Annotated in this window: 11 protein-coding genes; all 11 read right to left on the bottom strand. The window is 61.9% G+C overall.

Features of this window, described 5'->3' with window-relative positions; all coding sequences use genetic code 11:
- Positions 1-47: 47 nt before the first annotated feature.
- A complete protein-coding gene (locus VGP39_RS13705; protein WP_327568645.1) occupies positions 48-1619 on the bottom strand; it encodes an ABC transporter substrate-binding protein in 1572 nt (523 codons plus the stop codon).
- 26 nt (positions 1620-1645) lie between these two features.
- The gene (locus VGP39_RS13700) at positions 1646-1831 is read right to left on the bottom strand and encodes a hypothetical protein (RefSeq protein ID WP_327568644.1); all 186 of its coding nucleotides are present in this window, start codon (positions 1829-1831) and stop codon (positions 1646-1648) included.
- A complete protein-coding gene (locus VGP39_RS13695; RefSeq protein ID WP_327568643.1) occupies positions 1828-2715 on the bottom strand; it encodes an ABC transporter permease in 888 nt (295 codons plus the stop codon). The genes VGP39_RS13700 and VGP39_RS13695 overlap by 4 nt, the downstream gene beginning before the upstream one ends.
- Positions 2712-3650, bottom strand: coding sequence for an ABC transporter permease (locus tag VGP39_RS13690; RefSeq protein ID WP_327568642.1), 939 nt, complete (start codon positions 3648-3650; stop codon positions 2712-2714). Before VGP39_RS13690 ends, VGP39_RS13695 begins: the two co-directional genes overlap by 4 nt.
- A 282-nt stretch (positions 3651-3932) precedes the next feature.
- A complete protein-coding gene (locus VGP39_RS13685) occupies positions 3933-4709 on the bottom strand; it encodes an SDR family oxidoreductase (RefSeq protein WP_327568641.1) in 777 nt (258 codons plus the stop codon).
- 42 nt (positions 4710-4751) lie between these two features.
- Positions 4752-5957, bottom strand: coding sequence for a CoA transferase (locus VGP39_RS13680; protein ID WP_327568640.1), 1206 nt, complete (start codon positions 5955-5957; stop codon positions 4752-4754).
- 45 nt (positions 5958-6002) lie between these two features.
- Positions 6003-6983: a 3-hydroxyacyl-CoA dehydrogenase NAD-binding domain-containing protein gene (locus tag VGP39_RS13675; protein WP_327568639.1), complete on the bottom strand. Its 981-nt coding sequence runs from the start codon at positions 6981-6983 to the stop codon at positions 6003-6005.
- Positions 6980-7744 (bottom strand): acetoacetate decarboxylase, encoded by a 765-nt coding sequence (locus VGP39_RS13670; RefSeq protein ID WP_327568638.1) that lies wholly within the window; start codon positions 7742-7744, stop codon positions 6980-6982. Before VGP39_RS13670 ends, VGP39_RS13675 begins: the two co-directional genes overlap by 4 nt.
- A 105-nt stretch (positions 7745-7849) precedes the next feature.
- The gene (locus VGP39_RS13665) at positions 7850-8059 is read right to left on the bottom strand and encodes a dodecin family protein (RefSeq protein WP_327568637.1); all 210 of its coding nucleotides are present in this window, start codon (positions 8057-8059) and stop codon (positions 7850-7852) included.
- Between the two features lie 72 nt (positions 8060-8131).
- Complete coding sequence (locus VGP39_RS13660; RefSeq protein WP_327568636.1) at positions 8132-9115, bottom strand: tripartite tricarboxylate transporter substrate binding protein; 984 nt, start codon at positions 9113-9115, stop codon at positions 8132-8134.
- Between the two features lie 37 nt (positions 9116-9152).
- Positions 9153-10625 carry a wax ester/triacylglycerol synthase family O-acyltransferase gene (locus tag VGP39_RS13655; protein ID WP_327568635.1) on the bottom strand — a complete coding sequence of 491 codons (1473 nt, stop codon included), beginning with the start codon at positions 10623-10625 and terminating at the stop codon, positions 9153-9155.
- Positions 10626-10818 lie beyond the last annotated feature (193 nt).

The following is a 10818-nucleotide window of genomic DNA, read 5'->3' as shown; positions in this document are numbered from 1 at the left end:
TGCGGAAGTGGGTCCGCAGGCCGCGGACTTCGAGCAACGGCGCCATGTCAGAACGAATAGTCCAGGCCCTTGTAGAAGGTGTTCTGGTAGAGCATGTGCGGCCGCACGCCCTTCAGTTTCTTGAGGCTGGTGGTGTACATGGCGACATTCATCACCGGCATCCAGAGATGCTCTTCGGTGACCCGCTGCTGGGCCAGCGCATAGTATTTGGTGCGATCGACGTCGGTCAGCGCGGCGCGGCCCATCTTCAGATACTCGTCGGTCTTGGCGTCATTCCAGTTCATCCGGTTGGGCGCCGGCATGTTCCTGGAATCGAAATAAAAGTTCAGCAGGTCGCCCGCCGAGATGTAGGGAAACGTCACCGTCCACAACTCATAATCCTGCTTGGCCATCTCGGCGGGCGCGATCGTGGAGTCGAAGCCTGTGATCTTCCAGTCGATACCGATCTTGCGCATGTAGCCCTGGATCGCTTCGGAGACGCGCCCGAAATAGGCGACCTGCGTGAACAGCACTTTTGGCGCGAGCTTGACGCCGTCCTTCTCGCGAATGCCGTCCGCGCCGACCTTCCAGCCGGCGTCGTCGAGCAATTGCTTGGCGCGCTCGACATCCTCCTTGATGAGCCCCTTGGTGGAATCGGCGAAGTCGAGCGCCTTGGGGTCGATGAAGGTGTAGGCCGGCTCGGCATTGCCGAGCATGATGCCCTTGACGATGTCGGCGCGGTTGATGGCGATGTTCATCGCCTCGCGCACGCGCTTGTCGGCGACCATCGGCCGCGTGGTCTTGTAGCCGTAATACATCAGCTGGAAGTTCGGCAGCGCCTCCTGGACATTGAGGGTGGGCGCGGCCTTGACCTGCTGGATGAACGCAATCGGAATCTGGTGCGTGATGTCGAACTGCCCGCCCAGCATGGCGGCGACGCGGCTGGAGTCCTCGGGCACGATCTTGATGCTGAGCTTCTCGAATTTGACCGGCCCCTTGTTCGCGTACATCGAGGGGCCCCATTTGTAGGCGTCGTGGCGCTTCAGCACGATCTCGGTGCGCGGCTGCCAGCTCTCGAAGCACCACGGCCCGGTGCCGTCGATCGCCTTGATGCCGTAATCCTTGCCGAGCGCCTCGACGCTCTCCTGGTTGTGAATCGCGGTGGTGAACATCGTGAGCTGGAGCAACAGGTCGGCGAACGGTTCGTTCAGTTCGTATTCGACGGTGTAGGGATCGGGCGCGCGCAGTTCCTTGATGTTGCCGGCGCGCCAGGCCAGCGGCGCCTTGAGCTCGGGGCTGAGCAGGCGCTTGAACGAATAGATCACGTCGGCGGAGGTGAATTTCTTGCCGGAGCAGAATTGCACGTCGTCGCGCAGCTTGAAGATGTAGGTCTTGCCGTCCTCGCTGATCGTCCACGACTTTGCGAGGTAGGGGATCGCCGTTTTGCCGTCCCAGTCCATCGCCACCAGCGTATCCTGGAACATGTTGACGATGTCCGAGCTTGGCGACCATGTGGTGCGCTGGCCATCGTAATGCGGTGCGTCGAGCGCCTTCATCATCTTCAAGGTCTGCGCCCCGGCCGCCGAGGACGCTCCGACCACTCCCAGCAGCGCCACAGCCGTCGCGAAAATGCCACGCATCGTCGTTTGCTCCCTTGGTTGATTGTTTAAAGCGACGCGTCCAGACCCTTGTAGAACGTGTTCTGGTAGATCATGTGCGGCCGCGCTCCCTTGATCTTCTTGTTGGCCACCTGGTGCATGTTGATCTTGAGAACCGGGATGGTGAGTGTCTGCGCCGATGCGGGGGCCGCAATGCCTAGCGCCAATGCACCACTCAGGACGGTTCTGATCATGTCTGCAGCCTCGGATCGAGGACGTCGCGGAAGGCGTCGCCCAGAAGGTTGGCGGCCAGCACGATCACGAAGATCGCACAGCTCGGGACCGTCGCGATATGCGGCGCCATGAACAGGAAGTCGCGGCCCTGCGCCGCCATCATGCCGAGTTCGGCGGTGGGCGGTTGCGCGCCCATGCCAAGGAAGCCCAGCGCCGAGCCGATCAGGATGATCTGGCCGAAGCGCAAGGTCAGGAACACGAAGATCGTCGAAATGCAGTTCAGCGTCAGGTAGCGCCAGATCAGCGCGCCGTCCGTCACTCCGACCGCGCGGCCGGCTTCCATGAATTCCTGGCCCATGACGCCGACCGCGGCGCCCCGCGCCACCCGCGCGACGTCGGGCACGGTGGCGACCACCAGCGCAATGACCACGGCGGCGAGCCCGGCGCCGAAGATCGCGGCCACCGCAAGCCCGATCAGGATCGCCGGAAACGCCAGCATCACGTCGACCAGCCGCATGATCCAGCCGTCGAGCCGGCGGTAGTAGGCGGCGAGGATGCCCAATATGCCGCCGATCAGGCCGCCGACGGTCACGCCCACCAGCCCGAGCATCAGGGTGTTGCGCGTGCCGAAGATCACCCGGCTCAGGATGTCGCGGCCGGTGTTGTCGGTGCCGAACCAGTGCTCGACGCCGGGCGGCTGCATCACCTTGGTAAGGTCAGTGAAGTAGGGATCGTACGGCGCGATCCACGGCGCCAGCAGCGCCGCCAGCACGATTCCCGTAAGCGTCAACGCGGCTGCGGCCGCCACCCGGTCGCGTGACAGGCGGCGCATCACGCCGGCGCGGACGAAGGCCGCGGGTTCGGGCTCGGCGACAAAAGCGGAATCCAGAACCTCGACGCTCATCGGCGCTGCACCCTGGGATCGAGATAGACGTAGGCCACGTCGACAAGGAGGTTGATCGACAGGAAGGCGATGGCGAGGATCATGATCGCGCCCTGCGCGGTCGGAAAATCGCTGGAGACGATGGCGCCGACCGCCAGCCGGCCGACGCCGGGCCAGGAAAACATCGTTTCGGTGACCACGGCCCCGCCGAGCAGGAAGGCCGCCTGCAACCCGATCAAGGTGACGACGGGGATCATGGCATTGCGCAGCGCGTGATGGACGATCACCGCCGTCTCGCGCAGTCCCTTGGCGCGCGCCGTGCGGACGAAGTCGGCGCCCAGCACTTCCAGCACGGCGGTACGCGTGAGCCGCGCGATCGGACCGATCAGCACCAGCCCCAAGGTGGTGGCGGGCAGGATCAGGCTCGGCAATCCACCGTCCCATACCGGCCCGGTGCGGCCGGTGAACGGCAACAATGCCCATTTGAAGCCGACATACTGGATCAGGATCAGGCCGATGAAGAACACCGGCATGGAAACCCCGGCCACCGAGCAAGCCATGATGACGCGATCGGCGAGCCGGCCGCGATTGACCGCCGCCAGCGTTCCCAGAGCCAGCCCGCTGGGCACCGCGATCAGCATCGCGCCCAGCATCAGTTCGACGGTCGGGCCGATGGTCATCGCCAGTTCTTCGCTCACCATGCGGTTCGAAATGATCGAGCGGCCGAGATCGCCGCGCAGAACCCGCAGGATGTATTCGAAGAACTGCACCGGGATCGAGCGGTCGAGGCCAAGCTCGAGGCGGATGGCGGCGATGGTCTCGGCCCTGGCGTCGGGCCCGGCGATGATCATCGCCGGATCCGCCGGCACCACCAGCAACAGACAAAAACAGAGGAACAGAACCCCGAGCAGAGCGGGGAACGAAATCAGCAGACGATGGACAATCTGTTGTCCCATGCGACGCCAACGGACCGTTAGGCCAAAGGAAAGCGTCGCCGCCTGCGCGGACGTTGGGCAGTTCCCTCCCTGGCAGCCGCGCTTCGTCCGACGTGCGCGAGCTTTGATTATGCCGGGATACTGGCATGCACCGGACGCGGCGTCACGCCGATTTTGTCAAACCGTCTCCAACTGCGCTCCCTTGTCGCGTGCAACCACGATGACTTCTCGCGGAGAAGCGCGCGCAGCATCCGCTGGAACGAGGCCCGGCGCTATATCCCGGCAAACGGAATTGCACTTCACTTACCCTGTGGTAGCCAATCCGCCATCGACCACCACGGTCGATCCGCACACGAAACCGCTGGCGCGCGAGGCCAGATACAGTGCCGCGCCCGCCATGTCTTCCGGGCGGCCCCAGCGCCGCATAGGTGTATTGCCTTCGATCACGTCGCTTTCCTCGTCCGGGATAGCGTCTGTCATCTTCGACGGAAAATAACCGGGCGCGATGGCGTTGACCGCGATGTTACTTTTCGCGAGATACTTCGCCATCATGCGGGTCACATGCAGTATCGCGGCCTTGGACGCAGCATATGAATAGGCTTCGAGATGCGAGGTCCGCATGCCTTCGATCGATCCAATGTTGATGACACGCGCATAGTCGTCCTTTGAGCCCGCTGCTTGCAGCAACTTGAAGAGCCGCTGGGTCATGAAGAAAGCCGATTTGACGTTCAGGTCCATGACCTTGTCCCATCCGGATTCCGGGAACGTCGAGAAATCAGCTCCCCAGCTGGCGCCGGCATTATTGACCAGAATGTCGAGCTTGTGCTCGCGCTTTTCGATTTCCGCGCCGAGGCGATCGATTTCATCCATGCGGGAAATATCGCCGGGGATCGAGATGCATTCACCGGATTTCGAGAGCTCGCTGGCAAGTGCGTCGCAAGCGTCCGCCTTGCGCGCGGTGATGTAAACCTTGACGCCGTTCTCGACATAAGCGCGCGCAATCATCTCACCGATACCGCGGCTTCCGCCGGTCACCAGCGCCACCTTGCCCCGCACGCTGAACAGCTCTTCGATTTTCATGGTCATCTCCCAAGGTGATCACCGGACGGCCGGCGTCGTCGGTTATGCGACCGCGCCGTCCGCGCGAAGCTTTACGATCGTGGCGGCGTCATAACCGGCTTCGCGCAACACTTCGTCGGTGTGCTGGCCGACATCGGGCGGGCGGCGCGGCGTCACCTTGTCCTGGCCCTCAACGGAGATCGGACTGGCGACGGTCAGGACGGTCTCGTTATCGAATGGCACCAGGATTTCGTTGGCCAAAATCTGCTTGTCATTTGGGATGTCCTGCGCGGAAGCCACGACGTCGAATACGATTCCGCCCGCGGAAAGAATATCCCGCCATTCCGAACGATCCCTGGTCGCAAACGTCTTGTCGAGAACCGCGGTCAACTCTACAGCGTGCGTCATTCGATCCCGACTCGTTGCAAAACGCGGGTCGTTCTGCAGGTCTTCCCGTCCAAGGCACTTGATGAAAACCGGCCACTGCCGTGCCTCGTTGAGAATCGTGAGGATCAACCAGCGCCCGTCGCGGCATTGATAGTAGTTGGTGAAGGCGTTCAGAGCCTGCTCGCGCGGCGGGCGATCGATGAACTGGGCGCCGCACAAGGCCGCCTGTGCCATCACGCCATTGCACCAGATCCCGTTGGCCAGCAGCGATGTTCCAACATGCGCGCCTTTGCCGGTAAGCTGCCGCTGATACAACCCCATGACAATGCTTGCGTAGAGCGAGATTCCGGATGGATGATCGCCCATGCCGGTCAGCGACCGCGCCGGCGGTGCGGTTGCTTGCGTTCGCACGCCATCCATCAATCCTGACCGCGCCCACCACGCGGTGATGTCGAAGCCGGGCTTTGCCGCCTCCTCGCCGTGCTCGCCATAACCGGTAAATGAGGCGTAGATCAGCCGGTCATTGAGAGGGGCGAGATCCCCGTATCGAAGACCGAGCTTCTTGCGCACGACGGCCGGGAAGTTGGTGATGAATATGTCGGCCTGGGCGACCAGGCGGCGCGCCACTTCCTGCGCCACCGGCATTGCGAGGTTGAGGGCAAGCCCGCGCTTGTTGCGCGATGCAAGCATCCAGGCGTAATTTTCTTTGGCTTGCGGCATGGTCGGCAGCGAGGGAACGGCCCTATAGGGGTCACCCGCGCCAGGCGGCTCAATCTTGATCACGTCGGCGCCGAAATCGGAGAGAATTGTCGCGGCCGCGGGCGCGGCGATAAAACTGCTGCAATCCAGAACCTTGAGGCCTTTGAACATCAATTGCGACATTCGCGTATTCCCAATTCAGCGTGCCAAGAATCGTACCGTCGATAGTCACCCGTTGGCTTTTACGGAAGCGAGGGCCTTGAGGATTGCGAGCTGCTTGGCGTCGCGTTCACCTTCGAGCTTCTCAGGTGGAGTAGCCGCGAATGACGCCTGCGCCTGATCAATAATGGTCTGCTGGGATTTCGCGTCCAGCGTCACCGCGGCCTGACTTTTCCATGCTGCTTCCATTCCAGGCGCGAATTGCCTGAAAAACGAGACGAAGCCCCCGGGTCCTCCGCCAAGATGAAAAGAACGGAATGGCCCGTCCGCAGCCCAGCGCAGGCCAATCGAGCTGGTCACGATATCGTCGAGTTCGTCCACCGTGACGACACCCTCCAGCACCAGATGACAGCACTCGCGAAAAATCGCGCGCTGCAGCCGGTTGGCGACAAATCCCTGGATTTCCTTGCGAAGGACGCGCGGAACTTTGCCAACCGCGGTGTAAAAAGCCACGGCGTCCGCAACGGCGCCCGGTTCGGTTTGCTCGCCCGGAACGATTTCCACCAACGGAATGAGATGCGGCGGATTGAACGGATGGCCGATCAAGAGGCGGCCCGGATTCTTCATTTTGAGAGATTGTTCGGTGGCGGTCTTGGCTGAGCTGGACGACAGCAGCAAGGCATGCAGGGAGACGTGCTGCTCGATGCGGGCCCACAGATCTTGTTTGAATTCCACGCGTTCGGGGCCGTTCTCCTGGACGAGATCGACGTCCGATACGGCGGAATCGAGGTTCGCCTCGAAACGAAGCTTTCTCGTCAGATCCTGGGTGGGCAAGCCCAATGCTTTGAGCGTCGGGGTGGCTTTGCGAATGTAACCGTCTACGACCGCCTCGACGTCATCGCGCGGATCGTTGACCACGACGGTGAGACCGTGCGCAAGAAAAACCGCTGTCCACGACGCTCCGATTACCCCGGCGCCGATGATGGCGACTTTCGAATAGCGTTCCAGAATGTCCGAAGGTTTATTTTCATTCATGGCACGCCCGCTCATTTTGCTTCGCCGGGTTGGTCGTTCTGCTCGGCAAGGTAATCGTATACAATTGTCGCCGGCGCCAACGTCAGGTCGGTCAGGATGTGGCTGGCGGAAATGATCTCCCGGACCGGCAAATCGGCAAATGGCGCCAGCGCGTGCTCGAAGAACTGCAGCCGGGCAGGCCCGATCCATGCACCTTTGACAGTCACATTGGTAATCTGGGTGCGCACCAGTTCGCAGATTCGCGGCCGTCCTGAGTAGCCCGGCAAAATCTTGAGCATGAATGTCGGAACACCGACTTCCTGCTTGGCTTTCTCCAGATCGAGCGGCTTGTGCTTGTAGCCCATGGTGGCGGTGGCAACCCTTAAGGTGCCGTAGTCCAGAGTGCCTACCAATGTATCGGAGTCGACGAAGAGTTTCGCCGAGCCCAATTTCTTCGGAAAAGCGCTGAGTTCGCGGCCGGCGGCGATCGCCGGAAGGTTATCCAGATACATTCCCAGCAGAAATTCTCCCTGCTCCTGGTCCATGCGCACGACCGCGGCGTGACCGCATTCGACATAGGCGCCATACCCGGTCGTGTCGGGCATTTTCATCACTTCGAACCGAACCAGCGGTTGATCGATTTCGAGCGGTTCGGGCACCAGTTTCTCGAGCGCCTCACGGTCGGTTCGGTAGGTGATGTTCAGGTATTCTCGCCGCCTGAACCGATGCGGACCTTGCACGAAGGCCGGCGCGCCGATCGGCGTCGTATACTGCTTGAGAACATCTGCTTTCTTCATCGTCCGCTCGCTCTTCGTTCCATGCGCGTGAACGCCCGGGGTCAACGACACCGAGCCGTTGAACCCGCCGGTCAACCGATCGACTATGACGTTGCAATCTTCCTGCTATTGCTGATCTTCAAATTTGAACGATACCTTGACCTTGGCGCGGAACGCTTCGATCTTGCCATCGGTGATTTGCATGTCGAGTTCGACAACCTCGGCGACGCGAAGGTCTCTCAAACTCTGTGAAGCACGTTCCACTGCGCTACGCGCTGCCTCTTCCCAGGACGTGGTGCTGGTACCCACCAATTCGATAACTTTATAAACCGCCATGGCTCGATCCTCCTGTGATTGCCCAACTTCAAATTTCTCGCGGGCGGGCCGGACGTTCGCCGGCGCGCCCCCTTAATCCACCTTCGCCCCCGCGAACTTCACCACCTTGCCCCATTTCTCCGTCTCATCCGCCAGCAGTTTGCCGAAGTCGGCGGCCGAGCCCGGCAGCAGGATTGCGCCGAGTTCTCCGAAGCGCGTTTTGGCCGCGGGATCGGCGAGCACGGCGTTGGTCGCCTTGTTCAGCGTATCGATCACTTCGGCAGGCGTGTTCTTCGGCGCCACAAAACCGTACCAGGCGCTGGCCTCGTAGCCGGGCAGGAAATCGGCCAGCACCGGCAGGTCCGGCAACACCTCGGACCGCGTCGTTGAGGTGACCGCGAGACCACGCAGCTTGCCTGACTTGACGTGCTCGGCGCAGGTCGGGATGTTGTCGAACATCACCTGCACCTGTCCGGAGATCATGTCGGTGAGTGCCGGCGCTCCGCCGCGGTAGGGCACGTGGACCATGTCGGTGCCGGTCAGCATCTTGAACAGTTCGCCGGACATGTGGATGGTCGAGCCGTTGCCGGAGGACGCCATGTTGAGCTTGCCGGGATTTGCCTTGGCATAGGCGATCAGTTCGGGAATTGTTTTCACCGGAACCTGCGGATTCACTACCACCACATTCGGAAAACGAATGATGCCCGCCACCGGCTCGACATCGCGCAAAAAATTGAAATTGAGCTTGTCCTTGTCGTAGAGCGTGGCGTTGATGGCGTTGGCAGGGGCCGCGAGCAGCAAGGTGTAGCCGTCGGGCGGCGCGCGCACCACCGCTTCGGTTGCGATATTGGTGCCGCCGCCCGGCCGGTTCTCGATCACGAAGGGCTGGCCGAGCCGCTCCGACAGCCACTGCCCCATCAGCCGCGCGGTCAGGTCCGCCGAGCCGCCGGGGGTATAGCCGATGATCAGCCGAACCGGCCGCGCCGGCCAGCTTTGCGCTTTGGCGATGGTCGAGACGGCCGGCAGCACGGCGGCGCCGGCGGCGAGCTGCAAAACGCGGCGGCGCGGAAATTTCATGAGGCCTCCAGGTTGGACTGTCATCGCAGCATGCGATCTACTTGGCGATTTTCTCGGCGGGCTCGGCGTCAGAACCAGCAACCTTTATTTTGACGGTTCGCTTGGCGCCGGCAGAGGGTTTCTTGCCGGCAGCCCGCTTCAGCGTTTCGAATTCTTGCCTGAGCATGTCGGCCATGTTCTGGATATCGGGGACGGCGCCGCGGCAGCCGATCAGTCCGAAGTCGAGATTGTCCATGTAGCTCTGCACGGTGATGTTCAATGCGCCGCCATGCGATGGAATCGATACCGGGAAATAGTGCTCCAATCGGGCGCCGGCGCAATACATCGGCTTGCGAGGTCCGGGCACGTTGGAAATCAGCACATTCATCATGGCCGGCAACTGATCGGCGGCCTTGGTGCGTCCCATCCACTCCGCAAGGCCGGTCATCACAACCGGCGCGCCGAGGATGGAAATGTCTGATGGCAGTGCGCCCTTGACGTCGCCGAGGCGCGCCTTGGAATCCTGGCTGGACGCCACGATGGCCGCGAGGCGCGGCAGCGGATCGGCGATGTCGGTCGACAGGCTGCACAGCATCATCGTCACCTGATTGTTCATGTCGGTGTTGCCGGGCTCGCGCAGCGACACCGGCAAGGCCGCGATCAGGGATTCCCTGGGCAATGCCGAGCGTTCCAGCAGATAGTGGCGCAACGCCCCGGCGCACACCGCCATCACGACGTCGTTGACTTTCGCGTCCGTGGCGCTGCCGATCGCCTTCACTTCCGACAGCGAGATGGTCGTGGTGCCGAAACTTCGCTGTTTCGATACAGCCACGTTAAAGATGGTTTTTGGTGCAAGGGTGACTGTGTTCGGCCGGCCAAGATCCTCGATCAGGCGGCGCCCGACATTCGCGAGCGCCTTGCCCATGTCGGGCAACGCCTCCAGCATGCGGCGCTGCTGGGCCCAAAAATCCTCATAGGTCTTGCCGACGAGTTCCAGCAGCGTGGGCTCCGCCGCGCCGGATTTTTTTGCGGGCGGCGGAGCGACTGCAGTGGGCTCCGGCGAAGCACCGAAAATGATATCCAGCGCCGCCATGCCGGCGCCGCCGTCGATGCCGGAATGGTGCATCTTGACATAAACGGCGAAACCGCCGCCCTGGAGGCCTTCGATCACGTAGTATTGCCAAAGCGGCCGCGAGCGATCGAGCAGGATCATGTGCAGCCGCGCAACGAGCGTGCGCAGCTGCTCCATTGAGCCTGGGCGCGGCAGCGCCATTTGCCTTATGTGATAGTCGAGATCGACGCTCGCCTCATGGATCCAGACCGGGTTATCGACGGACGCAGGAATCGCATTCAGCCTGCGCTCGAAGAAAGGCAACAGATGCAGTCTCGCCGCGATATGGTCGTGAAAGCTCTTGAAGACGTCGGCTCCGGCGGGGGGTGGCGCAAAGATCCCGAGGCCGGCCACATGCATCGGCGTCTCCGGGGTTTCCATGTAGAGGAAACTGGCATCGAGTGTTGAAAGCCGCTCCATGGTATCCTCCCTGCGCGTGGTCTCCATCGCTTCTTGTTTGCGCCATCAAAAACGAATTCGGGTCCGCGCGCAATGAGATGTTGACACGACCAATCCCTCACCCAATGATCGGCGGATGACAGCGCCCGCACGCTGGCTCTCCGGATGACGTGATCCACCCCATCATGACCACGAGGGCGGACACCCGGTCAGA

Source organism: Bradyrhizobium sp., from assembly GCF_036009065.1.
GTDB lineage: Bacteria > Pseudomonadota > Alphaproteobacteria > Rhizobiales > Xanthobacteraceae > Bradyrhizobium.
Note: the sequence above shows the minus strand (reverse complement) of the source record. Positions and strands in the feature narration are given on the sequence as shown.

Bases quoted from the DNA above. Each gene is read 5' to 3' on its own strand.
- VGP39_RS13705 (WP_327568645.1), bottom strand. From the start codon at position 1,619: ATGCGTGGCATTTTCGCGACGGCTGTGGCGCTGCTGGGAGTGGTCGGA.
- VGP39_RS13700 (WP_327568644.1), bottom strand. From the start codon at position 1,831: ATGATCAGAACCGTCCTGAGTGGTGCATTGGCGCTAGGCATTGCGGCC.
- VGP39_RS13695 (WP_327568643.1), bottom strand. From the start codon at position 2,715: ATGAGCGTCGAGGTTCTGGATTCCGCTTTTGTCGCCGAGCCCGAACCC.
- VGP39_RS13690 (WP_327568642.1), bottom strand. From the start codon at position 3,650: ATGGGACAACAGATTGTCCATCGTCTGCTGATTTCGTTCCCCGCTCTG.
- VGP39_RS13685 (WP_327568641.1), bottom strand. From the start codon at position 4,709: ATGAAAATCGAAGAGCTGTTCAGCGTGCGGGGCAAGGTGGCGCTGGTG.
- VGP39_RS13680 (WP_327568640.1), bottom strand. From the start codon at position 5,957: ATGTCGCAATTGATGTTCAAAGGCCTCAAGGTTCTGGATTGCAGCAGT.
- VGP39_RS13675 (WP_327568639.1), bottom strand. From the start codon at position 6,983: ATGAGCGGGCGTGCCATGAATGAAAATAAACCTTCGGACATTCTGGAA.
- VGP39_RS13670 (WP_327568638.1), bottom strand. From the start codon at position 7,744: ATGAAGAAAGCAGATGTTCTCAAGCAGTATACGACGCCGATCGGCGCG.
- VGP39_RS13665 (WP_327568637.1), bottom strand. From the start codon at position 8,059: ATGGCGGTTTATAAAGTTATCGAATTGGTGGGTACCAGCACCACGTCC.
- VGP39_RS13660 (WP_327568636.1), bottom strand. From the start codon at position 9,115: ATGAAATTTCCGCGCCGCCGCGTTTTGCAGCTCGCCGCCGGCGCCGCC.
- VGP39_RS13655 (WP_327568635.1), bottom strand. From the start codon at position 10,625: ATGGAGCGGCTTTCAACACTCGATGCCAGTTTCCTCTACATGGAAACC.